At 42.3% G+C, this 25735-nt stretch carries 23 protein-coding genes; 7 read left to right on the top strand and 16 right to left on the bottom strand.

Annotation, left to right across the window (positions count from 1 at the left end; translation table 11 throughout):
* Positions 1-5: 5 nt before the first annotated feature.
* The 3 genes from prsT to ALT761_RS14130 form a co-directional block, all read right to left on the bottom strand.
* The gene (gene prsT, locus ALT761_RS14140) at positions 6-2753 is read right to left on the bottom strand and encodes an XrtA/PEP-CTERM system TPR-repeat protein PrsT (RefSeq protein WP_172602897.1); all 2748 of its coding nucleotides are present in this window, start codon (positions 2751-2753) and stop codon (positions 6-8) included.
* 167 nt (positions 2754-2920) lie between these two features.
* On the bottom strand, positions 2921-3823 hold the full coding sequence (locus ALT761_RS14135) for a PEP-CTERM sorting domain-containing protein (RefSeq protein ID WP_129739589.1): 903 nt from the start codon (positions 3821-3823) through the stop codon (positions 2921-2923).
* 64 nt (positions 3824-3887) lie between these two features.
* On the bottom strand, positions 3888-4808 hold the full coding sequence (locus tag ALT761_RS14130; protein ID WP_129739587.1) for a PEP-CTERM/exosortase system-associated acyltransferase: 921 nt from the start codon (positions 4806-4808) through the stop codon (positions 3888-3890).
* A gap of 215 nt (positions 4809-5023) precedes the next feature.
* Between ALT761_RS14130 and ALT761_RS14125 the strand changes: the two genes are divergently transcribed.
* Both ALT761_RS14125 and ALT761_RS14120 read left to right on the top strand, forming a co-directional pair.
* Positions 5024-5803: a S1 family peptidase gene (locus tag ALT761_RS14125; protein WP_232043458.1), complete on the top strand. Its 780-nt coding sequence runs from the start codon at positions 5024-5026 to the stop codon at positions 5801-5803.
* Between the two features lie 14 nt (positions 5804-5817).
* Complete coding sequence (locus ALT761_RS14120) at positions 5818-6834, top strand: NAD-dependent epimerase (RefSeq protein ID WP_013783233.1); 1017 nt, start codon at positions 5818-5820, stop codon at positions 6832-6834.
* Positions 6835-6855: 21 nt separating this feature from the next.
* Here the strand turns inward: ALT761_RS14120 and ALT761_RS14115 are convergent, their stop codons facing one another.
* The 4 genes from ALT761_RS14115 to ALT761_RS14100 form a co-directional block, all read right to left on the bottom strand.
* Entirely contained in the window at positions 6856-7737 is an 882-nt protein-coding gene (locus tag ALT761_RS14115; RefSeq protein WP_129739585.1) for a patatin-like phospholipase family protein, read from the bottom strand.
* 253 nt (positions 7738-7990) lie between these two features.
* On the bottom strand, positions 7991-10177 hold the full coding sequence (locus ALT761_RS14110) for a malate synthase G (RefSeq protein WP_129739583.1): 2187 nt from the start codon (positions 10175-10177) through the stop codon (positions 7991-7993).
* A gap of 153 nt (positions 10178-10330) precedes the next feature.
* On the bottom strand, positions 10331-11275 hold the full coding sequence (locus tag ALT761_RS14105) for a LysR family transcriptional regulator (RefSeq protein ID WP_129739581.1): 945 nt from the start codon (positions 11273-11275) through the stop codon (positions 10331-10333).
* A gap of 257 nt (positions 11276-11532) precedes the next feature.
* Positions 11533-13128, bottom strand: coding sequence for an isocitrate lyase (locus ALT761_RS14100; RefSeq protein WP_013783237.1), 1596 nt, complete (start codon positions 13126-13128; stop codon positions 11533-11535).
* A gap of 370 nt (positions 13129-13498) precedes the next feature.
* Here ALT761_RS14100 and ALT761_RS14095 point away from each other — a divergent pair, with 370 nt between their 5' ends.
* From ALT761_RS14095 to glsB, 3 genes are all read left to right on the top strand, one after another.
* The gene (locus ALT761_RS14095; protein ID WP_129739579.1) at positions 13499-14452 is read left to right on the top strand and encodes a chemotaxis protein CheV; all 954 of its coding nucleotides are present in this window, start codon (positions 13499-13501) and stop codon (positions 14450-14452) included.
* A 244-nt stretch (positions 14453-14696) separates the two neighbouring features.
* A complete protein-coding gene (locus tag ALT761_RS14090; RefSeq protein ID WP_129739577.1) occupies positions 14697-16157 on the top strand; it encodes an alkaline phosphatase in 1461 nt (486 codons plus the stop codon).
* A gap of 21 nt (positions 16158-16178) precedes the next feature.
* The gene (gene glsB / locus ALT761_RS14085) at positions 16179-17087 is read left to right on the top strand and encodes a glutaminase B (RefSeq protein WP_013783240.1); all 909 of its coding nucleotides are present in this window, start codon (positions 16179-16181) and stop codon (positions 17085-17087) included.
* On the opposite strand, the gene ALT761_RS14080 is transcribed toward glsB, so the two are convergent.
* The 9 genes from ALT761_RS14080 to ALT761_RS14040 form a co-directional block, all read right to left on the bottom strand.
* Positions 17081-17779, bottom strand: a complete 699-nt coding sequence (locus ALT761_RS14080; protein WP_129739574.1) for a VC0807 family protein — start codon at positions 17777-17779, stop codon at positions 17081-17083. The genes glsB and ALT761_RS14080 overlap by 7 nt on opposite strands.
* A gap of 63 nt (positions 17780-17842) precedes the next feature.
* Positions 17843-18382: a rhomboid family intramembrane serine protease gene (locus tag ALT761_RS14075; RefSeq protein WP_129739572.1), complete on the bottom strand. Its 540-nt coding sequence runs from the start codon at positions 18380-18382 to the stop codon at positions 17843-17845.
* A 103-nt stretch (positions 18383-18485) separates the two neighbouring features.
* On the bottom strand, positions 18486-19667 hold the full coding sequence (locus ALT761_RS14070) for a glutathionylspermidine synthase family protein (RefSeq protein ID WP_129739570.1): 1182 nt from the start codon (positions 19665-19667) through the stop codon (positions 18486-18488).
* Positions 19668-19670: 3 nt separating this feature from the next.
* Positions 19671-20312 (bottom strand): DUF1190 family protein, encoded by a 642-nt coding sequence (locus ALT761_RS14065; protein ID WP_041452750.1) that lies wholly within the window; start codon positions 20310-20312, stop codon positions 19671-19673.
* Positions 20313-20360: 48 nt separating this feature from the next.
* On the bottom strand, positions 20361-20777 hold the full coding sequence (locus ALT761_RS14060; protein ID WP_057790539.1) for a DUF350 domain-containing protein: 417 nt from the start codon (positions 20775-20777) through the stop codon (positions 20361-20363).
* A 26-nt stretch (positions 20778-20803) separates the two neighbouring features.
* The gene (locus ALT761_RS14055; RefSeq protein ID WP_129739568.1) at positions 20804-21448 is read right to left on the bottom strand and encodes a YjfK family protein; all 645 of its coding nucleotides are present in this window, start codon (positions 21446-21448) and stop codon (positions 20804-20806) included.
* Between the two features lie 14 nt (positions 21449-21462).
* The gene (locus ALT761_RS14050; protein WP_172602896.1) at positions 21463-22518 is read right to left on the bottom strand and encodes a potassium channel family protein; all 1056 of its coding nucleotides are present in this window, start codon (positions 22516-22518) and stop codon (positions 21463-21465) included.
* A gap of 103 nt (positions 22519-22621) precedes the next feature.
* Positions 22622-23302 carry a PspA/IM30 family protein gene (locus ALT761_RS14045; protein WP_129739566.1) on the bottom strand — a complete coding sequence of 227 codons (681 nt, stop codon included), beginning with the start codon at positions 23300-23302 and terminating at the stop codon, positions 22622-22624.
* Between the two features lie 23 nt (positions 23303-23325).
* Positions 23326-23715 (bottom strand): DUF2170 family protein, encoded by a 390-nt coding sequence (locus ALT761_RS14040; RefSeq protein WP_013783249.1) that lies wholly within the window; start codon positions 23713-23715, stop codon positions 23326-23328.
* A gap of 183 nt (positions 23716-23898) precedes the next feature.
* Here ALT761_RS14040 and ALT761_RS14035 point away from each other — a divergent pair, with 183 nt between their 5' ends.
* Together ALT761_RS14035 and queA are read left to right on the top strand one after the other, a co-directional pair.
* Entirely contained in the window at positions 23899-24165 is a 267-nt protein-coding gene (locus ALT761_RS14035; RefSeq protein ID WP_013783250.1) for a DUF6471 domain-containing protein, read from the top strand.
* Positions 24166-24543: 378 nt separating this feature from the next.
* On the top strand, positions 24544-25608 hold the full coding sequence (queA, locus tag ALT761_RS14030) for a tRNA preQ1(34) S-adenosylmethionine ribosyltransferase-isomerase QueA (protein WP_129739564.1): 1065 nt from the start codon (positions 24544-24546) through the stop codon (positions 25606-25608).
* Positions 25609-25735: the final 127 nt, after the last annotated feature.

Below are 25735 nucleotides of genomic sequence, written 5' to 3'. Positions count from 1 at the left end.
AATTATTAAAGATTTGTCTGAACCTTCAGTTCGTCAATCCTACGCTCGTGCTCTTGAGTTTTTGGCTTTAATTGCGTCAATACCTTTTTTGCTTCACTGACATTATTTGCTTTCAAAAGTGCATCAACGTAATCGATACCAATATCAGGAGAATTTACGCTAGTTTTAAACGCATTTTCAAGTAAGGCTAACGATTCATCTATTTGGTCTAGTTGTAGTAAAATCTTACCACGGGTTGCCATTATAGACGGGTTCTCTGGAAGTATAGCTTGAGCTTTATCAGCGTACACTAACGCGTCTTTATATTTTTCTGCTTCACTCAAAAGCCAAGCTAAATTGTTTAGCACAAGTGGGCTTTGTACTGTTTCATTTTCTACAAGGTATTTATAGTGAACAATTGCTTTTTCCGGGGCGGAATAAATCTGCTGATTGGCTGCAAGCAAACGAATTTTATTGTGGCTTGGCGCTATCGTAAGATGTTTTTCGCTAAATGCTAGCGCTTCTGCTTCTTTATTGGCTCTAAATAATCCAGTGTATAGGATAGACGCGACTTCCTGGCTTTTCACTTTTTGATAAACTCTTTCTATCACATCGACCGCTTCTGAATACTTTCGCTTTGCGATCAGCAGTTTGCTTTGAACTGTTAGTCCTAGTGTCGAGCTTTTTATCGCTGGACTAAGTGAGTCGAAAACGGTAGTGGCTTGTTCAATATCACCATCCAAAATTAAAATCCGAGCCTTAATCAGTCTAAGTTGTGTTTGGTCAGGGAATAGCGAAATTCCCTCTCCCAAAAGTTCAAGAGCACCTTTATAGTCTCTAGTGATTTCAGCCAACTCAATAGACTTTAAAAAGGCTTTAGTGCTCTGCTCTAGTCCTCGCCATTTTTCAAGCGCGTGTGCGGCATTCACAAAGTCCTTTTTTTCCCAATAAGCATCAGCTAGCATCATCCAATATTTTGGTTCGTTTTCCGCCTTGCTATGAATGTTTGCTAATACAGAAAGCTGTTCATCTGTCTTATTTAGCTCTGCCAGAGCACCCGCGTAAAGCAATGCATACTTTATATCATCTGATGAGTTGCTCGCTTTTTTAAACGGTTTGAGTGCAGCGTCATAGTTTCCAAGTTCGCTTTGAATTTGAAAGTGTCGCATGAGGACAACCATATCAAGAGGGTGGTATTCCACTAACGATTCAATTTTAGCTTTAGCTGAAGCCAAGTCGTTATTTCGCACATCTTTTTCAACGAAAAACAAGTTTGCAGAAATATGTTCAGGTTCCAATTCAAGAATTTTGTTATAGATGCCAGCTACCTTATTGGTGTTGCTGGTATGTGAGCTCGCTTGCGCTTTAATATGCAGTGCCGATACTGTGTCGGGGTGAGTCTCTAACCAATCTACTGCCAATTGTTCTGCGCTATCGAATTGCCCTGCGTTAAGATAGGCGAACGCTAGTACAAGAAAAGATTTCTCGGAATCGGGGTCCTGCTGAAAACTGTTCTCTAATTCATCTATTCCAGTATCGGAAGTAAGTATTTTTAAAAGGCCAATACTTCTTAACAGCTCAGCGTCTTTTACATCATCTGTGTTTATTTGTTCTATCATGCTTTTGGCTTGCGCAATTTCACCTTCTTGAATAAGTAAAGAAGAAGACTTTGCTAAGTAGAGCGCTTCGCCAACGGGGATAGTCGCAATATCCTCTAAAGACTCATCGTTGTCTTTGCTATAGCCTAATTGAACCTGAACTATTGAATAAAGCTTATGAGAAAAATGCTCTGGTGGTAAGGTTTCCACTATTACCTTTAAGTTTTGATATGCCTGTTCTAAATTATTCTCATAGTAATTTGCTAGCGCGGCTAGAAGTCGTGTAACAGAGTTTGAACGGCCATTTTTTATTGCGGTATCGAGGTAAATCAGCGCACTCTCGAAGTCATTCTTAGAAAACTCAATCGTTCCTTTCAATTGATTAAAATAAGGGTGATTCGCCGAAAGTGACAATAGCTGATTAACCAAAGGTTCAGCTCTATCATATTCTTTGTTATTTATTAATGCGTCTGCTAACTTTAACTTAATTTTGTAGTCATTAGCTCTTTTTTCAAGCAAGCCTGTTAAGGTTTCAATAGCAAGGTCCCACTTCCCATCGACTGATTCCAAAACAGCTTTCAACTGAAGTGCTGGGATAAAGTCTGGTTTAGCTTCTACACTTTTATTGGTGTATTCAATTGCATCAGCAATTCTATTGTTTTGAACGGCTAAGTAGGCTTTTGCCAGTTGGGAAATTTTTGAAAATTTATTGTCTGTAAGACGAGAAAAGCTAGCTGACGCTCTGAACTTTCCGCCACTATTGTACGTTGCAATTGCCTTATAAATTTCTAATTCAAAAAAGCTTTCAGTATTCTCTTCAGTGTTTGGGATAGATAACTTTTGTAGTTCGTCGAATGATTCAAGCCATAAGAATGTTTCTGCGAGGGATACGACACCATTAGGAGATAGGGAGGTGCCAGCGCGCGCGAGCTCTTTTCTCGCCGCAGAATAAAGCCCTTGCTCCAAATACACTAAACCTAAGGACTCCCTAGCCGTTAAGTTATTTGGTTCTTCTTTAATAACGTTTTTTAAGGCTATTGACGCTTCTTGATACTTGCCTTCTTGTTTTAATTGTTCAGCATCTAGAAGTACTTCTTTAGTCGATTTAGGGCTGCACGCAGTAAGATTAAAGAGTAGAAGGGAGGTTAAAACCGCTAATTTAACTGAAGTATCCACATTAATTTCCTTATTATTTCTTTACACTAAACTAACGCATCAGAATAAATATACAAGATAATATGAATAATTAAATCGTTATAGAGCGTGTATATATGGATTGAATGTTAAAAAAAAACCGCTCAGTAATGAGCGGTTTTTTAATAGATTACAATCTAATCAAAATTTTATTTTTGACGACGTCTACGAGCGAAACCAAACATGCTCATAAGACCAAGACCAAATACAGCAACTGTTGATGGCTCAGCAACTTGGAAAGTAACTGCGGCAGTGTGATCATCAGTTACTAAAACAGTAGTGCCGTCAGCGCTAACTGCTAAAGGAGCAAGAATGTTAGCTTCCAATTCTGCGATAGAAACCGTTTGCGCAGCGCTTAACACAATATCAGTCATCGTATCTTCAATGTACTCTTGGAAAGAAGTGAACACTGTGCCTGCAAGGTTAGAAAAGTAAAATACTTCTTCGCCTGCAGCAGTTAAGCTTGAGTCTGTCACTAAACTTTCTACAACTTGCTCACCAATGTTGATGCTGCTGTAACTAAACATAGTGCTCATTAACAAAACAGGACCGCTTAGGAACGAAGTACCTGCATCTTGGTTGAATGGGTCAGAAACATCGTAAGCATAAATATCAAGTGACCCGCCAGTGTAATCAACACCTACACCAGAAACTAAGTCACCATCAAGGGCAAGGTCAAACGATAAACGTGTTTGAGAAAAAGGGAAGGTGCTGAAATCAACACCTAAGCCACCTGGAGAAGGCGTGTAAGTGAAACTGTTCTGGATTGATGTACCATCTAAAACCATGTCAGCGAAGTCGTCATAAACCGGAGATGTTAATACACCGCCGAAATCGTAACCGATTAACGATGTACCAGCGCGTGTTGAAACTTCGTTGGTTACAAGGTTTACTTCAGTGTAAGAATTATAAGAAAGGTCAAGTTGTTCGATAGGACCTAAAGGATTAACAGTCGCATCGTCAGACAAATCAAGATAAAAAGGGGTAGCTGCGGCTTGTCCACTAAGCACTAAACCCGCAGCTGTAATCGTTGTAAGTAGTAACTTTTTCATTTCTGCTCTCCGTAAGTATGCAGCGATCTAAATATTGCATTACTACAAAGCAGTTAGCGTGCCATTATTTAAGTTGTTGATTTTGTTGGTCAATAAAATTGGTCGAAAAAGATCTGTAAATAAACTCGACAATTGTATCGGCGTTTCTAGCGGAAATATCATTATTCGCAACATCATGGCCTAGTGAAGCTTGAATATGCTTAAACATAGCGGCAAAGCCTTTAGGTAGGTTCTTATGTAACATCTCTGGTGTTATATAATAAGCGGCACGCTTTCCATGATAATCAACTACAGGACCGATTTGTTCGAATTTTATCCCTATGAACCGCATAGAACGAGCCAATCGTGGCTCCATCATTACGTAGGTATGCTTAATCCCCGAATTAATTGATATAGATGCTGCTGCTAAGTACAACCCGATAGCAATAAAGGGGAAGCATCGAAGCTCAGTTTCCGAGTAGGTCGATGTATTGATTACACCTGTAGATGCACCATCATACTTATCGCTTTTACGACGGCGAAATTCTTCTGGTACCGCTAACCTAGATACTTCGCAAATTTCGTGGCGCTTAAAATTTGCTGGGTTAAGTTCAGGATGGGTTATTGAAGAGGGGCAATATTTTTCAATAGGCAACAACTCATCTTCTTTTTGCGGGCGAACGAGTCGAACCGTACCAGCAAACCGCTGAGTCTTTTTATGTTCAATCATGCAAGCCGTAGAGTAAGCATCAAATTCATCAATTTCTAGTTTTGATTCTCTTTCCGGTTCAAAGCCTTCTTCTACGCAATAAACTTGATGCCTAATGCCATATGATTGTTCTTTTAGATCCTTATTGCTTGCAACAAGTGGTGTTAAATAAGCAGAAAAGTGCGAAGAGATTTCTTTGACCTCTTGTAACTTTTGATATCCGCCTAGTGCTTTTGATATTCTACTTTTTTTTCCAAAGATTGTTTGGATCGTAGAAATTAATTTCCTTTTTTGCATGTTTATTCGTACCTATTTATAAAGACCATACATCCAGAAAGGCTATAAAGGTATCTGCAACCTAAGCAGTGCAACATACTAAGCAGTATAGATTGTATTCCTAATATTATGAACGTATTATTTTTGTAGTTGTATTTATTGGTAAATATAAGTGAAACTATTAGTTATATCTTTCTCGGTGTCTACATTGATATCGATTAACCCAAAGGTGCATCGTGAAAACAGACTCGAAAAGCAGAAGCTTAATGGTATGCGTACTCATAGTGGCTTGTATAATCTCGACACAAGCGCTAGCGAAAAACCTTGTTGAGCTGACTAAAAATTCGGTAAAATCTACGGTAGCCATTGCACTTCATAGCCCTTTGAAACACACAACACCTCAAATAAAAGGGACTGGCTTTGTTGTTGCCGATGGAAAACACGTGGTTACAAACTACCACGTTGTTGACGAAGAGCTAGACCCTACTATAGTCGAACATTTCGTTGTAATGTTGCCAGATGGCAAACAAGTACGCTTCGATAAAGTGGAAATTTTGGCCATTGACGACAAGCATGATTTAGCTTTGCTAAAGGTGAATAATCCTTACCCCTCGTTTGAATTAGCCAGCAACACATTGGTTGATGCAGGCACGGAGCTAGCCATTTTTGGTTATCCATTAGGGGGAGCTTTAGGGTTGTTCCCTGCTGTACATAAAGGCATAGTTGCTACCATTACTCCTGATTATATGCCTTCTAATAATGCGAGATCGCTTACCGCGAAAAGTCTTGATAGACTCAAGAGTCCAGATTTAATTTATCAGTTAGATGTGACCGCTTATCCAGGTAATTCAGGTAGCCCGGTTGTTAACGTTGAAACAGGGGAGGTGTTTGCGGTCATTAATAAAGTTTACGTTAGAGACAGTAAAGAAAGTGCGTTATCGCATCCTTCAGGCATTTCTTATGCCATTCCAATTGAGCACGTTCATGCACTGTTAAAGCGTGAAATGGAAAAATAGAAAATAGGACTTTTATGAAAATTCTGGTTACCGGCGCTGCAGGCTTCATTGGTGCAGCCGTTTCTCAATATTTAATTAATCGCGGTGACGATGTTGTTGGGATTGACAACATTAACGATTATTACGATATCGCGCTTAAACATGCCAGGCTTGAGCAAGTTCAAAATTCAGCGGCAGGTGAACGCTTTACATTTATTAAGATGGGTGTTGAAGATCGCCCTGAAATGGCAGCCTTATTCGAAGACCAAAAGTTCGATAAAGTGGTGCACTTAGCGGCGCAGGCAGGGGTACGGTATTCAATTGAAAACCCTAATGCTTATGTAGATGCCAACTTAGTTGGCTTTATGAACATCCTTGAGGGATGTCGCCATAATAAAGTAGGTCATTTGGTTTATGCATCATCAAGTTCTGTTTATGGTGCTAATGAAACAATGCCGTTCTCAGAGCAGCATAATGTCGATCACCAAGTAAGCTTATACGCAGCGTCGAAAAAAGCGAACGAGCTAATGGCGCATACGTACAGCCATTTATACAACTTACCTACTACTGGATTACGTTTCTTTACGGTTTATGGCCCTTGGGGTCGCCCTGATATGGCGCTGTTTAAATTTACTAAAGCCATACTGGAAGGCAAAACCATTCAGGTATACAACTTCGGTAACCACAGACGAGATTTCACCTACATTGATGATATCGTTGAAGGGGTTATTCGCTCATTAGATAACGTGGCTAAGCCAAACGAAAGTTGGGATGCAAGCGCGCCAGATCCTAGCTCTAGTAAAGCGCCTTACAAGGTTTATAACATTGGTGCACAAACACCAGTGCATTTGCTTAAATTTATCGAAACCTTAGAAGCGTCACTGGGTGTTGAGGCGAAAAAAGAGCTTTTACCATTACAACCTGGTGATGTTCCAGATACCTATGCAGATGTATCATCATTGGTTAATGACACAGGCTACAAGCCTTCTACGTCTATCGATGTTGGTGTTAAGAATTTTGTAGATTGGTACAAAGACTTTTACAACATCTAGAAAGCCAGACTAAAAGAACTCCTAGCCAGTAGAAGCCACTTTGAGAGATTGAAAAGCGGCGCACTTTTTAGGAAGAAATTCTTTCGTGGTTTCGTAACCAAGTTCAAATAAATGGTTCTTCATTTCAGCGGTTAACGCAAAGTCTACCGCTGAAATTTCCCCCGTATTAATGACCACAGTGTTATGCCAGTACTTCGCGTTAATATATTCTCTTGATATGGCTGTCATAAAGGTGCGTATCAACATCGATAGATACTGCGGTAGCAATAGCACACCTTTCTTTATTATCTTACGTTTTTGAATGGCACTTTGAAGCCGGAAGCATACCGTCGGCGTGCCATCATGTTGCCAATCTTCAAACAAGGCATCTTCAGATAAGATTGCGCCGTCTACCAACAAGTGTTCTTTGAAAGGTTTAAAGGAAAAGAGTAGAGGGATAGACATAGAATAACGCACGGCTTGTGAAACCTTCATGTCTGGCGTATTGTCTTTTCCAAACAATACCGGGCCGCCACCGTTTACATCTGTGGCTAATATAGTGAGTGCGATGGGAAGCTCGGCAAAAGTGATGCCTTCAAGCTTATCATCAATCCAGCGTTCGAAATGATCTCCCGACGACAGCCCGCCTTCTCGCAATAATCGCCACACGGAAAAAGCGGTAAATTGTTTAAAGTCGGTGGCAATTACTAACTCTCGCATATCTTCAATACTATGGCCTTTGGCGTACATCGCCGCAATGATTGAACCTCCAGATACCCCTACAAGGGTTTTAATTTCCACATTTAAATCTTTAAGTGCTTTTAAAATACCAATATGCGCACTAAGCCGAGTGCCCCCGCCAGACAAAATAGGCACGATAGTAGCGGGTACCTTAGCAACGGGTACCGATGAAGTTACCTGCATGTTTTTAACTCCAGTGATTATAGTAAAAGCGTAGTAGAGTTAGCCGAGCCTGCCACTTTATTGGCGTGCTGGTAGGTGACTTATTAATAAACTAAGCACGAGTGTTGGCAGTGTTAAAGAAGCAAAAATGCCGAACTTATCTAATTATTAATACTAGATTAGATAAGCTCGGCATGGCGTTTATTTACTGGCGTAGCCATAGAAATAGCAAAAACGAATACGCCGTTGATTTAGCCAGGTTAATCTCGTTAGGCTAATTTACAGCGGCTAACTTCGCTTTCATTTCGCGGCGTCTTGCGTGTAATAAAGGCTCGGTATAACCACTCGGCTGTTCTTTCCCTTTAAAGATAAGATCGCTAGCGGCTAAGAAACCAATTGAGCTATCTAAATCAGGCATCATAGGGATATATTCTGCGTCGCCAGCATTTTGCTCATCAACTAACTTTGCCATTCTGCGAAGAGATTCATCAACTTGCGCGGCACTTACAATGCCGTGCTCAAGCCAATTAGCAATGTGCTGCGATGAAATACGGAGCGTGGCTCTGTCTTCCATCAGCCCAACATTATTAATATCTGGTACTTTAGAGCAGCCTACTCCCTGATGTACCCAACGAACCACGTAACCTAAGATACCTTGAACATTATTATCTATTTCGCGCTGTATCGTGTCGGCTGATAGAGAGTCTCTACTTTCTAGCAGTGGAATAGTCAAAATATCGTTAAGGCCTGAGAAATTTTGATCTAATCCCTTCTGAATGTCGAAGACATTAACATCATGATAATGCAGCGCATGCAAAGTGGCAGCGGTAGGTGAGGGTACCCATGCGGTATTTGCCCCAGACTTTGGATGTCCAATTTTAGCATCCATCATATTTTGCATTTCATCGGGAATAGGCCACATGCCCTTGCCAATTTGAGCCTTACCTGAAAGGCCACACCGAAGGCCGACGGCGACATTTGCGGTTTCATAGGCTTTAATCCACGGCATCGTCTTGAGGGTCGCTTTTTCAGCGAAAGGGCCTGCAAGCATAGACGTATGAATTTCATCGCCTGTTCTGTCTAAAAAGCCTGTATTAATAAATACAACGCGAGACTTCGCAGCATTGATGCAGGCGTCTAAATTCACGCTGGTGCGGCGTTCTTCATCCATAATACCCATTTTCAACGTATTTTTAGGCACATTGATGACGGTTTCTATTTTTGCGAATAAGGCATCGGAAAAAGCGACTTCTTCAGGGCCATGCATTTTGGGTTTAACAATATAAATGCTGCCATGACGAGAGTTTTGGAACGGACTGTTATTCAGTAAGTCATGCTTGGCGATAAGCGAAGTAATCAATCCATCCATAATACCTTCTGGTACTGGCTCACCATCGAATAGCATCGCGTCGTTTGTCATTAAATGACCTACGTTACGTACAAACATCAGGCTGCGCGCAGATAAAGATAGTTGCTCTTGATTCGTTACATGTTTGGAAGGCGAATACACTCTATCTTCATGCATAGCCCGAACGATAGTTTTGCCACCTTTACTCATTTCAATGCTTAGCGAGCCTTTCATTAGCCCTAACCAGTTGCTATAAACCAAGGTTTTATCTTCGGCATCAACAGCGGCGACTGAGTCTTCGCAATCCATGATGGTAGTCAATGCAGCCTCAATCAGCACATCTTTAACACCAGCGGCGTCAGTTTTACCGATAGGGCTGGTGGCATCTATTTGAATTTCGAAATGCAGGCCGTTGTGAACGAATAACAGCGCGGTAGGAGTTGTTATATCACCCTGGTAACCTTGCCATTGCTCGGTGTTCGCAAGTGTAGTGATGTCGCCATCAGTTAAGGAAATCGCCAATTTGCCTGTTTCTATTTTATAACCGACAACATCTGCGTGACTTCCTTTTGCAAGTGGAAGCATACTATCTAAATAGCTTTTCGCTTTCGCTACCACTTTCTCGCCACGGATAGGGTTATAGCTTTTGCCGGGTTCTGCTCCGTTCTCATTGCTAATAACATCAGTGCCGTATAAAGCATCGTACAAACTCCCCCAGCGTGCATTAACAGCATTCAATGCATAGCGAGCGTTGTTAATTGGTACAACAAGTTGAGGGCCAGCCATGGTAGCAATTTCTGCATCCACGTTCGTGGTATCGGCTTGCACCTTTTCAGGCTGCTCTACTAAATAACCAATTTCTTTTAAGAAAGTTATATATTGCTCACCGAAAGCGGGGTTTCCAGCTTTGTGATAGTCATCGATAGCGAGTTGGAGTTGTTCTCTTTTTTCTAGCAGGGCACGATTTTGAGGAACGAATTCTGAAAAGAGGGTTTCTGCACCTTGCCAAAAAGCGTCTGATTGAACACCAGTGCCTGGCATTGCCTGTTGGTTGATGAAATCATCGAGTTGCTCAGCAACCTGTAAACGGCCTCGTGTAATATAATTTTGCATAACTACCTCTATACATTTTCTGTAGCTCTAGTGTAGAGAGTATAGAGGCAGTTTTTTAATTTATGGTTCCTATCTTTGCCATTTTCACAGTGAATGTTTGTGTGCATTTAGTATTCACATGTGAAATCTTAATAGCGAGACGCAATAGGATGCTTAGCTGTCACTCATTTCGTTCGCTACATCGCTAATTAATCGACGTAACCAGATATGCCCCGCATCGTGGTGGAGTAGTGCACTCCATGCCATTTTCAACGCAATTGGAGGAATATCGAACGGTGGTTCTTTTACTACAACGCTCGGGTCATCTTTAAATAACTTTGCCGCTTTGCTTGGCAAGGTGGCGATAAGCTTTTGCGTTTTAGCTATCTGTAATGCAGCGTGGTAATGTCGTGTAAATACGCGAATAGCTCGTTGCTTACCTATTTTAGTTAGCTCTGCGTCCACCCAACCAAGTTTCTGTACTTCTGTTGGGTCAATACCCACGCCAACACCAAAGCCAGTTTTACTCACCCAAATATGTTGAGCGCTTAAGTAGCTGTCTAAGTCACACTTAGCAACAAGCGGGTGATCTGAACTCATTACACAACTGAAGGTATCGTACCAAATCACTTTTTGATGAAAAGACAGCGGCAGCTCTTCAAAGCGGTTAATGGCCATGTCGACCTTGCCTTGCTCTACATCGTGGAAGGTAACGTCACTAGGGGTAATTAAATCTAATGTGATATTCGGCGCAAGGTCTGCTAACCGGCCTACTAACTCAAGCAGTAACGTACTTTCTGCATAGTCACTGGTCATGATGCGAAAGGTGCGTTCGCTGGTAAGTGGATCAAAATCGGTTTCCGGCTGAATTGAGCTTTCAAGTCGGCTGAGCACATCACGAATAGTGGGTTGAAGTTCAAGTGCCCGTTTTGTAGGCGTCATTCCATCGCTGGTGCGCACCAATAAAGGGTCTTTGAACAAATCACGTAAACGCTTTAGCCCATTGCTCATCGCAGGTTGCGTGATGCTAAGCTGATTGGCCGCTTTTGTTACACTGCCTTCTCGCAGTAAAACATCTAAATATACCAGTAAATTTAAGTCGACCTTCGCTATATTCATTATTGTAATGCTCTTAATAAACTCAATTAGACAGGGCTATTATAAAGCCTTTTTAATCCGCTGTCAGATACGCTTTTGGTCTTACTCTTAAAAAGAATGAAAATTTCAAGTGGCTGAAAAATATATCTATTTGTTTTCTATTGCTGATAATTACATTGATTTGTGAATTTGGATACGAAGCAAATTCAGATAAATTCCCTGAATAATAAAAAAAGGCACCCTAAGGTGCCTTTGAACAAAGTTGGGATACTTTGTGTTTAAACGTCGAACTGGTTCATGGTGTTATCATCACCAGAAGCTTTAAGTGCACCCTCACCAGAGAAGTACTCTTTGTGGGTATCACCTAAATCTGAACCTGCCATAGCTTGGTGTTTAACACATGCTAGGCCTTGGCGAATTTCTTGGCGCTGAACACCGCGAACATAAGCCAGCATACCTTCTTCACCAAAGTACCCTTTGGCCAAGTTGTCAGTAGACAATGCCGTAGTATGGTAAGTGGGTAGTGTAATAAGGTGATGGAAAATACCGGCTTCGCGAGCAGCGTCTGCTTGGAAGCTCTTAATTTTTTCATCAGCGGTAGTGGCTAACTCAGTCGCATCGTACTCTTCGCTCATCAACTTAGCGCGGTCGTATGCAGAAACATCTTTGCCTTCTTCAGTCCAAGTATCAAATACTTGCTGGCGGAAGTTAAGTGTCCAGTTGAAAGATGGAGAGTTGTTATAAACTAACTTCGCATTTGGTACTTCTTTTCGAATGGCGTTAACCATTTCAGCAATCTGACCAACGTGAGGTTTTTCAGTTTCAATCCACAACAAGTCTGCGCCGTGTTTAAGTGATGTTATACAATCTAGTACTACGCGGTCGAAACCAGAATTGTCCTTAAAGCGGAATAAGCCATTAGGTAAGCGCTCAGGCTTCACTAGTTGTCCACCTTGCTTCAATACAAGGTCGCCTTCAGATAAATCGTCAGCACCGTTAACAGGTGTTGTTTTTAAGAATGCATTGTACTGAGCTGCCAGGTCGCTTTCAGAAGTTGATACAGGGATTTTCTGCGTTAGGCCGGCACCTAGTGAATCGGTACGAGCAACAATAACGCCGTCATCTACGCCAAGCTCTAAGAATGCATAACGAACCGCATTAATTTTAGCTAGGAAATCTTCATGTGGAACCGTTACTTTTCCATCTTGGTGACCACATTGCTTTGCATCAGAAACTTGGTTTTCAATCTGGATACAACATGCACCGGCTTCAATCATTTGCTTAGCAAGTAAATATGTTGCTTCTTCGTTCCCAAAACCAGCGTCGATATCTGCAATGATAGGTACTACATGGGTTTCGTAGTTATCAATTTGACTTTGAATAGCAGCAGTGTCGCCGCCTTTAGCTTTCGCGTCGTCTAGCTGATGGAACAAATCGCCTAATTCACGAGCGTCCGCTTGGCGCAAGAAAGTGTATAGCTCTTCAATGAGTGAAGAAACGGTTGTCTTTTCATGCATTGATTGGTCTGGAAGTGGTCCGAATTCAGAGCGAAGCGCGGCTACCATCCAGCCTGAAAGGTATAAGTAGCTTTTATCGGTGGTACCTTGGTGTTTCTTCACTGCCAACATTTTCTGTTGACCGACAAAACCGTGCCAGCAACCTAAAGACTGAGTGTATTGCGCTGTGTCAGCATCATAATCTGCCATGTCTTTTCGCATGATTGCAGCAGTGTAGCGCGCAATGTCTAAACCAGTCTTGAACCGATTTTGGATTTTCATTCTAGCAGCGTACTCAGGGCTAATGCCTTCCCAAGCACCTTTTTGTGCTGCTTTTAACGTGGCGAAGTTATCAATATCTTGTTGATACTGCGACATGAGCGTTTCTCCCTACTATAATTAGTTTCAATGTTGTTTTGAGATTTCGCATTGGTGCGTTCTCTTAAGCTTCCATTTCATCCTAGTGTGGCAGCCGTAATAATAAAAGCGTATATTTTTGATTGCCATCATTCATGTTGTGAATGTTTTGGGGGGATTTAAACAGCGAGTAGTTTCCATCAATATTCGTAAGAAAGTGATTTGTAGGCTAGCTTTTACTTTAGAGAGTAAAAATTAGGCGAATTATTAGCATAATTGCTAATGGGTTTCTGTTTGCATGACGTGTAAATTCTTTTGACACTTCGCTGCAATTCAGTAATTGGCAGTAGGTATTCCGAGTAATTGATTTTGAGAATTAAAGTGAGTAACGATGAGTAACGGCGTCCTTTCCTCAGTTGACCAGCGCACTAAGCTAGTGGGTGAAAACAGGCTTGAATTGCTGATGTTTCAGTTGGGTTCTCGTCATATCTTTGCCATGAATGTCTTCAAAATTAAAGAAGTTATCAACATTCCTAAATTCAATAGCATGCCTGGTTCTCACCAGAACCTTAAAGGCGTAATGAATTATCGAGGCAGCGCTATTCCTATCATTGATATACGCCAAGCGATTAAAATGCGAGGCGGCTCAATAGGTAGTGATGCACATAACGTTATCATTACTGAGTATAACCGAAGCGTCCAAGGATTCATTATTGGTAAAGTGATGAATATCGTGAACACCTCGTGGGATACCATTCAACCGCCACCTAGTGGAATGGGGAAGACGAATTATCTTACTGCCATCACGCAAGTTGATGTGCAAGGTAAAAGCGAAATTGTCGAAATTATCGATGTGGAAAAAGTACTTGCCGAAATCATAGACTATGACATCTCCATTTCTGAGGAAGTACTTGATGAAGATATCGTTAATCACTTTAAAGATAAAAAAGTATTGATTGTCGATGATTCAAGCACTGCAAGAAAACAAGTTAGAGACACGCTAGAGCAATTAGGAATAACCATCATTGAGAGAAAAAATGGGGCTGAGGCATTAGCGTTACTCAAGGAGTGGGCGGATGCTGGAAAACGACCCAGCGATGAGATATTGATGATGTTTACCGATGCTGAAATGCCGGAAATGGATGGTTATATGCTGACTTCAGAAGTACGAAATGATCCTAGAATGCAAGATCTCTTCATTACATTAAACACGTCTCTAAGTGGTAGTTTTAATGATGCTATGGTCGAAAAAGTGGGATGCGACCGTTTTATATCCAAATTCCAACCCGACATGCTTGTAGAGGTTGCTCAACAGCGACTTCGTCAGTACCTCTCAGAAAGTTAGCAACTTTCCTTGTCACTAACCCTTCTGACGATGCTATTTACCCTTAATACTTTGAGAAATGGGTAGGTCTGCCTTACACTAACGCCTTCAATAATAAGCATGTTCAACATTCTCGCCATCATCTGGTGAATATTTTGTGCAATGTGTGAAATGACACAATTCTTAAATGCGACCCATTTAGGATGAGGGTCGTCCGCGCCCCGTTTTTTTGATATGGCGCTTTTTCAATTCTCAGGGAAGTTTCATGATTTATAGTAAACGCAAACTATTAACCACCTTAACGCTATGCGGCTCGCTTTTAGTACTGTCTGGGTGTGGCTCTACCTCAAATGAAAGTGCGCAAAAGACTGTTGCGCAAAACTCAGCACCTAACAATATTATCATGGTGGTAGCTGATGGAATGGGGCCTGCTTTCACTACGGCGTACCGTAATTATGTTGATGATAAAAACACCCCTGAAGTTGATGCGGTCGTATTCGATGATATTTTGATGGGGAATGCATCTACTTATCCAGCACCAGTTTCTGGTTATGTAACTGATTCAGCTGCCGCAGCTACTGCACTAGCGTCTGGTGTGAAATCTTATAATGGTGCTATTGGTGTTGATGTAGATAAGCAACCTGTTAAATCTGTGATGCATTACGCCAAATTGAAAGGCATGCGAACAGGCCTAGCGGTCACCTCACAAATTGTTCACGCTACCCCAGCGGCTTATATTGCTCACAACGAAAGTCGCCAGAACTACAATACTATCGCCGACGATTTTTTCGATGTTCGCGTAAATGGTGAGCTTGTCGCCGATGTGATGTTAGGTGGTGGTACTGATTTTTTTGAGCGGGAAGATCGTAACATCATTGGTGAATTTATTGATGCCGGTTATGAATATACCGACACTTACAACCGTTTAGCGACAGTGCCTAAAGGCAGCAACGTACTGGGGTTATTTGCACCTGTAGCCTTACCTGCCGTGCTAGACGACAGCCGCGATAATCGCCTTAAATACCTAACAGAACATGCTATTAAGCACTTAGAAAACGACAACGGGTATTTCTTACTGGTTGAAGCCAGTCAAGTAGACTGGGCGGGGCATGCCAATGATATCGCGTCGGCGATGGCTGAAATGCAAGACCTTGCCTACACCATAGAATTCTTAAAGACCTACGTGCAAGCGCACCCAGATACCTTGGTTATTCTAACGGCCGATCACAGCACTGGCGGTTTAACCATAGGTGCTCGAGGTGACTATAGCTGGAGCCCAGAGTATTTACATAACCTGAAAGCGTCACTGGGTACCATAGCGAAGAATATGGTTGAACACGATAATCCTGGTGACTATGTTGCCACGACTTTTGGTTTTGATGTTACCGATGAAGAAATCGCCACGCTCGATAGTATTGCACAGCAAGATGTTAAAGCGCGCTTTAATGCCCTGAAGGTATTTTTAGACAACAAAACCAACACAGGCTGGACAACATCGGGCCATACCGGTGTAGACGTAGAAGTATTCGCATTTGGCGCTGGTCACGACGACTTTATGGGCCAAATTGATAATACGGATATCGCTAAGAAGATTTTTAACTTCATTGATAATCGCAATACCACTACCCAAGGTATTTCAACAAACGTTGAGTTGATAAAAGCAACGGATAAAAAAGACGGTACTAACGCAAGCTGCGACTTTAAAGAAAATTGGCGTTGTAACTAAACGTATAGGAATACTGCGCTAATGCTGGAATTGTTAGAAGCCATTTTTGATGAAGTAAAACCTATGCTAGGGGAGGGTAAAGTCGCAGACTATATTCCTGCGCTTGCCAGTGTCGATCCTCATCAATTTGGTATCGCTATCTGTGATATTGAAGGGCACATTACGTCAATTGGTGACGCTGATGTGCCTTTTTCTATTCAAAGTATATCTAAAGTCTTCAACTTAGTGCTTGCCATGAATCACTATGGCGAGGGCATGTGGGAACGGGTAGGCTGCGAACCGTCGGGTCTGCCATTTAACTCGCTAGTACAGTTGGAATACGAAGACGGTATACCACGGAACCCGTTTATTAATGCGGGGGCATTAGTGGTGAGTGACATGACACAGTCTCGTTTCGCCTCACCTCATATTGGTATGCGAGATTTTGTTAGGCGCTTGTCCTGCAACGATAATATTTTTGCTAATAAAGTGGTTGCTGACTCTGAATTTGAGCATCGTGCTAGAAATGCTGCAATGGCGTATTTAATGAAAGCCTATAACAACTTTGAAAATGAAGTTGAGGATGTATTGCATAGCTATTTTAACAACTGTGCCTTGGAAATGAGTTGTGTTGATTTAGCGCGAGCCACAAACTTCTTAGCAAATAGAGGTTACTCTAAATGTGCCGACGAACAGGTACTAAGCCCAGACCAAAATCGTCAAGTGAATGCGTTGTTAGCCACTAGTGGTATGTACGACGAGGCGGGTAGCTTTGCTTTTAAGGTTGGCTTACCAGGGAAAAGCGGTGTTGGCGGTGGAGTAATTGCCGTGGTACCGGGTCGCTTTTCTATATGTGTTTTTTCTCCCGCGCTAAACGCAGTGGGGAACTCTCATTTAGGAGTAGCTGCGCTTACGTCATTGAGCAAGCGCATTAATTGGTCGGTCTACTGATTAATAAAATCATCTAACTCTTCGCCAGTTATCTTCTTAATCTGGCTGAATAAATACCATAGTGCGGTAATAAGCAATATCATGCTGGGTATAACAATGACTGGGTAGCTTAAGGCTGTCATTCGGCCTAGTTCTTCGGTATAAGCCGTAGTGCCTGGCTCGCTAACCAAAATCACCTTGGCTAAAATGTAGTTTAAGGCAGAAGATAAAAAGAACGAGCTTGCCACAATGTATGAACTTACTGCGACTTTGCGTTTGAATAAAGCCTGTTTGTTTTGTTCATCAAGTACGCGATTCAAGTGAGGCCAGTTTATAATTTGGTCGTTTAAGATCAGCATCTTAACCAGTGGCTTTTCGGTATATTGTGTTATTAATACCGCTAAACCAATAACAGCAGGAATTGCGGCCTCTTTAATGGCAATATACTCGGCAGGTAATTTTAACAGACTAAACCCCCCGGTCAGCAATACACTGATAATCCCTAATACTGAAAATCCGTTTACTTTACCTGATGCTTTTAAATCCCATAGTCCGTAACCTATGGGGAAAGCGAGTGCGGCGACGATACTCCATTCGGGGCCTAAGTAATCTTCAGAGCTTGCATAGCTCATTAGCACCACGGGAATAATAATGTTGAAAGCAAGGTTGCCGAAAAAGCCCTGATTTTTTTGCTGCGATTGTACTTCTGCCATAACGCCTTTATCTTTCTCTTATTTGCCGCACTGTTTAATTGAGCACAATTATACGGCATCCATTCATCGTGCCCAGTGCCAAGCGGCAAATAACCCACCTAAAAAGCCAAATAGATGATATTCAAATGAAATAAATCTAGAGGTTGGCAATATACCTACCAGCATTCCGCCGTAAAGGATGGCAACAATGATAGAAATAAGCAGGTATTTCACTTTTTTACTTTTAAAACCAGCTAATACTAGGAAGCCGAAGTAGCCGTAAACCATACCGCTTGCGCCAATATGCATAGCACTACGACCAAAAATCCACACCCCCAGTCCGCCAATAATCAACGCACTTGCGGTGGCGATGAGAAAGGTGCGCTTTCCCCACTGCATAGTAAGCCAGATAAACAGTAACAAGGGGATAAAGTTAGCCATTAAGTGCGACGGCGTACCGTGTAAAAATGGGGCTGTGAAGATATAGGGCAAATGAGACAAAGAGCGTGGATATACGCCAAACTGATTCAAGCTATTTCCCGTTACCAGGTTCACTATCTCAATGACGATAAGAAATGCGCCCAAGGTAAGTAACACGCGAAGTTGAAAAGACAATGGCTTCATAAATAGTTTTTATTCCTTCGTTATAACGCTTGTCTAGCAAGGAAGTATTGTTGGGCGGCTATGCTCATTAAACTACAGCGTTTTGGTGTTCAACTACAATCAGCTACAAGATGATGTGGGGTAAGTATCGAGACAAGTCTTGCGTAATCGCATTGCTATCTTCTCGCACCGAAATACCTGCTGGCATGTCATCTACCAACCAGCTACCAATGAGTGTATGGTTTCCATCAAACACAGGAAGAGGGTGAAAAGCTTGTACAATAAACCCTTCTTCTCCATACGGACCTGGGCTTAATTCCGATTCCTTTCCATTTTCAATCAATGAAATATTCGCGCCTTCCCTTGAAAATAATGGCTTTTTCACCCACTTGCCGCCGTGCGTGGCATCATGAGGGGTTTTATATGGAATATCGTCGGCGAAATAGGCAGGTAGTAAATTAGGGTGGCCTTTAAATTTCTGCCATAACAAAGGCAGTAGTGCTTTGTTTGAAATAATTGATTTCCACGCAGGTTCTAACCAATTTACCTTTGCATCAGCGAGTGAGTCACCAAACTCTTCGCGCAGGATAAACTCCCAAGGATATAACTTGAAACAATCGGTAATGGGGGCATCAGCAAGGTCGGTAAATACCCCTGTATCTGCCAAACCAATGTCTTCAATAAAAACGAAGTCGCTTTGAATACCAGCTTCTCTTGCACAGTCTTGAAGGTATTGCACCGTCCCCCGGTCTTCTTCGGTATCTTTGCAACAAGAGAAGTGCATTTGATTTAATTGATAGTGCTGGGCTATTTCACCGAAGCGAAACACTAGCTTTTCTTGCAGGCTATTAAATTGATCCGCATTTCGAGCTAATACACCCGCATTCACTTGTTGTTCTAACCATAGCCATTGCCAAAAACCTGATTCGTACAAGCTGGTGGGCGTATCTGCATTGTTTTCAAGCAATTTGGCGGGGCCTTTGCCGGAATAAACTAAATCTAAGCGGGAATACAAACTAGGGTCACGGTTGCGCCAACTGTCTTTAACTAACCCCCAGTGTGCTTCAGGAATAGAAAAGCGGGTGAGTAACTGCTCACTATTAACCACATCATCAACCACAGCTAAGCACATTTGGTGAAGCTCGGCGGTGGGATCTTCTATGTCTTTTTCAATTTGCGCTAAGGTGAATTGGTAGTACGCACTTTCATCCCAGTAGGGTTCGCCATACATGGTATGAAAATGAAACCCAAATTCGCCGGCCAATTGCTGCCAACCTTTGCGAGGCTGGCATGGCATTCTAAACATGGCTTATCCGCCCCAACTGCCTTTGCGTGAGCTACTTCCCCACGATGATTTTGCCCTTACACTGCTACCAAAACCGCCGCGCTTCATTGTGCGGTTTACCGTAGGTTTGGGTTTCAGTGTATCTGAGCCCACTTTGTAATTGCGCTTGCGAATATCACCGCTAAACACATTTCCATCAGCCGTAACCCAACGAGAGCGATATGAAGAGTAGGGTGAATATGAGGTATAGAGAGGCTGTGAGTAATAGCGATTTGGCGATAACAACTGACTTACCATGAAGCCTGCCATAAAGGGCATAAATACACTGCCTGAATTGGTATTCACCGTGCGGCATTGGTTGGCACCAAATTCGTACTCACAATCGTATTCGCTATTAAAGCGAGGGCTGGTACGCATGGCTTCTTCTGTAGCGGTTTTATAAGCTGCATCACAGCGCTCTACTGCATCAGGGAAATCTCGCTTGCAGTCTTCCAATGAAGTGTAAATTTGTGCGTCTTGTTTCTCTTCACCACAAGCACTTAGGAAAACGCTGGCAATACCAATAGCGAGAGGCTTTAACGCGTAGCTTTTGCGCATACGAGAAAGGTTAATACCTGAGCTACGTTTTCGGCTGGTGGCAGAACCACTTGACTGATTATCTGTCATAGCATCTTGTGCTGCGTGTGATTTATTAGAGTTTGTCATGGGTCCCCCTTAATAGGTCATGCATGCCGCATTTAATAAACCCACTGCAATAGACATACTGGCTAGCATCACGCCTGCAGAAACTTCATTTTCGTTAATACGCTGAGCAATTTTAGGCATAAAGGTAAAACGTAATAACGCAAAGGCTAACGATTGCGCGATAATAGCGACAACAGCCCAAATAATGAAATCGACAATAGCCACTGAGTGCGTCGCTGCGCTAGCAAGTGCAATAGCAAAACCAACAATCGCGCCGCCAAAACCAATTGCAGCTGCTACGTTTTTCTCTTCTTTAACTAGTTTCCACTCATCATGTGGGGTCACTAGGGCATATACCAGTTTGAAGACGAATAAGAAAACAATTGAGAGGCCGAAATACACCGCAAAGTTATCTAATCCTGCCAATGAGTCCATAATAGTGTCCATAGAACGTCCTTACCTTTATATGTCGATTAACCGTTTATCGTAATGTCTGCGGGTTCTACGTCAAACCCCGTGGAAATAACTAAGCAGCGGTCGAAATTGCTACCCACTATCTTTTCTTCGCCCGCCACCAGTAGTGACTCCACTCTATCATTTTCTATCTCTCGTTCGTAGAGCATCATAAACTGATCAGTCGTGCTGATATCTTCATCTTCTTCGTAGGTGGTTTCTGTCACTGCTACGGGCGGTGATTCTGCCCCTACGGCCTCCCAGACTCGCTTAAATACTTTGCCATCAAGAGTATAAGTAGGTTGGCTAATCAGCGTATTTACACACGATTTCCATTGCTGTTCACTGCCAATGGTTTCAGTGCTATAAAAATGCCAAAGCTTAACGTCAGTAATGTGATTTTCACTAAGCCCACCATCAAGCACCACTTGTAAAAAGCCATCATCGTCTGTGTAAAAGCGCAGCAAAGTACCGCCTGTATCAAGTGGCGCTTCGCCAACGGCTTGAATCAGTTGTGAACGTGCAGCGCCTTCTATGGTAAGCGATGGCTCAAGTAACGACAGCTTTAAATTATCTAGTTCGAATGAACCACCTAAATACAAGCCCATCACTTCAGGCGCTTTAGGTTTTTCTGGCGCTTTTTTCTTAAATAATTTACTAAACACAATACACTCCTGTGTTATTCGGCGTCTAACGATGGCCAATTGATGGCATTAATGCGCCTGTCGGCAATGTAAAATAAGGTATCGCCTGGTGCTAGGGTTGAGTCTAACGGCGGGTTCACCACCATGTCTTTCACTTGTCCGTGTGGAGCATAACCAATAAATATGGCATCGTGTCGACGCTTTAAGTTCATAAATAGTTTGGCAACGGAAATAGAAGGGCTGTCGTTAGGTATCTTCACAGAGAACTGCGCTTGCCCTTCGCCAATGCTTAATAAGTCGTGGTGCAGCATACTGGAACCGGGATCGAATGCCGCTTTAGCCAGCATTTCAACGGCGACACTAGGCGTACATTCCACTTTTGGGCAGTGTTCTTGTAGCAAGCCCACTAGGCTATCATCATTGAAATAAGCAACTTGATGAGCTTGCGGATTTCGTTTCGAACAATAAAGCGCAGTGGTCATAGTGACATCATCTTGTGGATTATCGATGAGAATTGTTTGAGCCGCGTCAATACAAGCCCGGTCCATATCGTCGTCTTTGTTAAACGAGTCTACTTTAACGAATTCGATAATACCTGGCATGGGGTTGGTGATATCTGCTTTTACACACAGAACAATGTCGGGCCGTTCGCTCATGGCTTCGCGTTCTTGCAATAACAAATTTAACAACAACATAGTGCGTTGCTCGTTCCAACCAATCACCAAAATATGTTTACTAACATTTAGGCTTGTCATGCCCATTACCCCTTTTTTCCATTGTTCAGATACCCAGGCTGCAATTCGGCCAATTACCATGGCAAAAATACTTAGTCCTAAGGGAATAACGTAAAATGCTACGATGAGCTTGCCGGCGGAGGTCGTGGGTGATAAATCGCCATAACCTACCGTCGATGCGGTAACGGCTAACCAGTAGATAAAATCGGCTTGTGCAATTAATGCATTTTCGTTGGCGGCGTAAAGTAGCCAATAACTACTCACACCATAGAAGGCGGTGGCGCCTAGAATCGTGTACCAACGAGATTCGGCGAAATACTGCAACATAATTTTGCGCAGTTTTATCCATTGCGACATAGCGAGAAACAACCTTTGTTTGTCTTTCTTTAACTGTGCCTTTAAGCGGGGAATATGTCTATAAAAGACAAAGCGGGAGCCTAAGCTCCCGTTAAATATTACTTTATTTGCCTAAAATACGAGCAAGTTCATCATCGGCGGAGGTTTTGCCCCCTTTTATACCGGCTTCAGAAAGGCGCTTTTCTAAATCGCTGCTCGACTCTTCAGTGGCAAGTTCTTCCGCCGCTTGAAGTTCAGCGTTGCGCATCTTCTGCTTATCTTGAATGCGTGAAAGCGATTCCGTTGCAGTTTTCATTTTGCTGTTCGCGCCCATGTGGCGAGATGAAACAGCAACTTGGGCTTTTTGTACACTTTCAGTGGCTTTCACCATATCCACTTGCTGCTCTAAACGGCGCAAGTTCGCTTTTGCTTGCTGGATATTCTGTGCTAATTGCTTTTCTGATTGTTGGAACTGATCAAGATACGCTTGTTCTTGCGCTTGCTCTTCTTTCAATTCAGATACCTTTTGGGCACAATCAAGGGCTAGCTGACGATCGTTATCAATCGCTTTGCGTGCATGCGCTTCATATTCTTCAATGGAAGAATTAAAGCTATCTACTTTTTGCTGAGACAACTTACATTTCGCTAAAATCTGCGTTCTTGCATGATCAGATTTACGTAATTCTTCTTTAGCTTCTCTAATTTCCTGCTCCAGAATACGGATAGCCTGGCTATCTACTACCGACTGTGCCGCTTCGTTGGCACCACCCTTTACTGCAGTAACTAATTTTTTCCAAACTGACATTCGCTTCTCCTTCGAAGTAAATATTAACTAAGGTGTGTTTCGTAGGCATCTAAAAAAGATGCAACGTTCTGAAACAGTGTTTCTACTTCAATCACAATACTTTCTGATTTCGATTGGGCACTAAGCGCACCAAAGGCAACGTAGTATTCCTCATCGCCAACAGTTGAAATACCAACCGTAGTTAACGGGAACAACATATGGGTAGATAAAATTTCGTGATCTAAAGCCGCTTTGTCTTTAACTTCTGATGAAGCAAACAATAAGGTTTCCACTAAAATTTGCTCGCCGCTAATAGCCAGCCACGCGTCTATACCGTCTTGATTCGCAATGAGTAAACAGTTTTCCTCACGCGTCACCACAAAGTCATCGTGCTCTTTAAACAAAGATTCGATGCTTTCTAGATCCCAACTCATACAGTTCTCCTTTTCGATTGAAGCGATAATGTCGAGTGCCACTGTAACCACAATTTACGCACTCGCCAATATTCTTGACTTGCAGTGTAGACGTATTATGCCATAATCGTCAATAACGAATATGCTTTTAATGTGTAAAAAAGTATGTTTTTGTAAAATATACGTCACAAATGAGGTGTTTAATTGAGTGCTAAAAATGCATGGCGACAAACCGTAGCGCGACTCGTTAAGTCTGAAATGTCTGTGCGTGGAGTGAAATATCAAGCGCTCAGTCAGCGTTTAGCCGACATTGGTGTAGAACAAAGTGCTGATAATTTAAGAAACAAGGTGAATAAAGGCATCATGGGCGCAGATTTGTTAGTACAAATATTATACGTCCTTAAAGCGAGAGCAGTAGATGCGGCATTAATAGAAGAAATCTTAACTGATCTTGACGATACAAACAGGTAAAATGCTTCATTGCAAAAGGATATGAAGTGAAAAGCTCGCTTAAGAAGTCGATAGCAATCGACAAGCGAAAAAAAACCCGACAAGTGTCGGGTCTAAGATAAGGAATGTTAAGGGAGAACATCATCACTATCTGGGATAAATCTTAACCGTTTAAGGTTTTTTCTTCTATCTTTGTTTGATATTCGACCGTATTGGGTTCCATAAGTAGGTATAGTAAATTATACATGGCTACTTTAGGCTAATAAAAATAACAGGTTGAATGAGTGGTTGAAGGTGTATTTCGGTTGAATTAACCAATGTGCATAAAACTTAAATTTACTTAATATTCAACTTTTGTCTTAATTCTTTAGTTCAATTTTAGCGTTTTAAATAGTAAATATGAAATTATCAGATTATCGCTTCACACTACCAGAAAACCTGATTGCGAAGTACCCAACAGAAAATAGAACGGCAAGCCGTCTACTTCAGTTGAATGGTAAGTCGGGCGCAGTTACTCACGCTATGTTTAACGATATGCTGTCGTTAGTAGAAGAGGGTGACCTTCTGGTATTTAATAACACGCGGGTTATACCTGCGCGGCTGTTAGGCAAGAAAGAAACCGGTGGCCACGTTGAGGTGCTTATTGAACGTATTTTAACCGAGAACACCGCTCTTGCACATGTGCGCGCTAGTAAAGCGCCAAAGCCAGGTACCCGCCTTTTGCTAGAAGAGCATGTGAATATCACGGTTGAAGGGCGTGATGATGCTTTGTTCTTGTTGCGCTTCGACCATGAAGAAACGGCACTTTCATTGTTAGAGCAGTATGGCCATATGCCATTGCCACCCTATATTGACCGCCCTGATGAATCTACCGACAAAGAACGCTATCAAACGGTTTACAATGAAACGCCAGGCGCAGTTGCTGCGCCAACGGCGGGCTTACACTTCGATGACAATATGCTTGCGGCGTTAAAAGCAAAAGGCGTGAACTTGGCTTTTGTTACTTTGCACGTTGGTGCAGGTACTTTCCAACCTGTAAGGGTGGAAAATATCGAAGAGCATAAAATGCATGCTGAGTATGCCGAGGTATCTCAAGAAGTGGTAGATGCCGTATTGGCAACCAAAGCAAAAGGTAAGCGGGTGATTGCGGTAGGCACTACATCGGTACGTTCGTTAGAATCTGCGGCAAAAGCCAGTGCAGAGCAATCAATCGAAAGTAATACAGGTGAAAACCCTGTGATTGCGCCGTTTTACTCAGATACTGAAATTTTTATTTATCCGGGCTTTACCTTCAAAGTAGTCGACGCCATGTTCACTAATTTTCATTTGCCCGAATCGACACTAATGATGCTGATAAGTGCTTTTGCTGGTAGAGAAAATGTGATGAATGCTTATCAAGAAGCCATCGAGAACGAGTACAGGTTCTTCAGTTATGGCGACAGCATGTTTATCGAAAAAGCCTAATTGAAAGATAAAGCTTCAGCGATATTTTAGGGAATAGGGCAGAGGATGACCGCCCTATTTCTTTATCTCAACGATAAACATGCGTATTGGGCATGATCTCAGAAGAATAACTGGTATAATCGCCCAC

Source organism: Alteromonas sp. 76-1, assembly GCF_900654235.1.
Taxonomy (GTDB): Bacteria; Pseudomonadota; Gammaproteobacteria; order Enterobacterales; family Alteromonadaceae; genus Alteromonas; species Alteromonas naphthalenivorans.
Note: the sequence above shows the minus strand (reverse complement) of the source record. Positions and strands in the feature narration are given on the sequence as shown.

Bases quoted from the DNA above. Each gene is read 5' to 3' on its own strand.
- ALT761_RS14135 (WP_129739589.1), bottom strand. From the start codon at position 3,823: ATGAAAAAGTTACTACTTACAACGATTACAGCTGCGGGTTTAGTGCTT.
- ALT761_RS14130 (WP_129739587.1), bottom strand. From the start codon at position 4,808: ATGCAAAAAAGGAAATTAATTTCTACGATCCAAACAATCTTTGGAAAA.
- ALT761_RS14120 (WP_013783233.1), top strand. From the start codon at position 5,818: ATGAAAATTCTGGTTACCGGCGCTGCAGGCTTCATTGGTGCAGCCGTT.
- ALT761_RS14115 (WP_129739585.1), bottom strand. From the start codon at position 7,737: ATGCAGGTAACTTCATCGGTACCCGTTGCTAAGGTACCCGCTACTATC.
- ALT761_RS14110 (WP_129739583.1), bottom strand. From the start codon at position 10,177: ATGCAAAATTATATTACACGAGGCCGTTTACAGGTTGCTGAGCAACTC.
- ALT761_RS14105 (WP_129739581.1), bottom strand. From the start codon at position 11,275: ATGAATATAGCGAAGGTCGACTTAAATTTACTGGTATATTTAGATGTT.
- ALT761_RS14100 (WP_013783237.1), bottom strand. From the start codon at position 13,128: ATGTCGCAGTATCAACAAGATATTGATAACTTCGCCACGTTAAAAGCA.
- ALT761_RS14095 (WP_129739579.1), top strand. From the start codon at position 13,499: ATGAGTAACGGCGTCCTTTCCTCAGTTGACCAGCGCACTAAGCTAGTG.
- ALT761_RS14090 (WP_129739577.1), top strand. From the start codon at position 14,697: ATGATTTATAGTAAACGCAAACTATTAACCACCTTAACGCTATGCGGC.
- glsB (WP_013783240.1), top strand. From the start codon at position 16,179: ATGCTGGAATTGTTAGAAGCCATTTTTGATGAAGTAAAACCTATGCTA.
- ALT761_RS14080 (WP_129739574.1), bottom strand. From the start codon at position 17,779: ATGGCAGAAGTACAATCGCAGCAAAAAAATCAGGGCTTTTTCGGCAAC.
- ALT761_RS14075 (WP_129739572.1), bottom strand. From the start codon at position 18,382: ATGAAGCCATTGTCTTTTCAACTTCGCGTGTTACTTACCTTGGGCGCA.
- ALT761_RS14070 (WP_129739570.1), bottom strand. From the start codon at position 19,667: ATGTTTAGAATGCCATGCCAGCCTCGCAAAGGTTGGCAGCAATTGGCC.
- ALT761_RS14065 (WP_041452750.1), bottom strand. From the start codon at position 20,312: ATGACAGATAATCAGTCAAGTGGTTCTGCCACCAGCCGAAAACGTAGC.
- ALT761_RS14060 (WP_057790539.1), bottom strand. From the start codon at position 20,777: ATGGACACTATTATGGACTCATTGGCAGGATTAGATAACTTTGCGGTG.
- ALT761_RS14050 (WP_172602896.1), bottom strand. From the start codon at position 22,518: ATGTCGCAATGGATAAAACTGCGCAAAATTATGTTGCAGTATTTCGCC.
- ALT761_RS14045 (WP_129739566.1), bottom strand. From the start codon at position 23,302: ATGTCAGTTTGGAAAAAATTAGTTACTGCAGTAAAGGGTGGTGCCAAC.
- ALT761_RS14040 (WP_013783249.1), bottom strand. From the start codon at position 23,715: ATGAGTTGGGATCTAGAAAGCATCGAATCTTTGTTTAAAGAGCACGAT.
- queA (WP_129739564.1), top strand. From the start codon at position 24,544: ATGAAATTATCAGATTATCGCTTCACACTACCAGAAAACCTGATTGCG.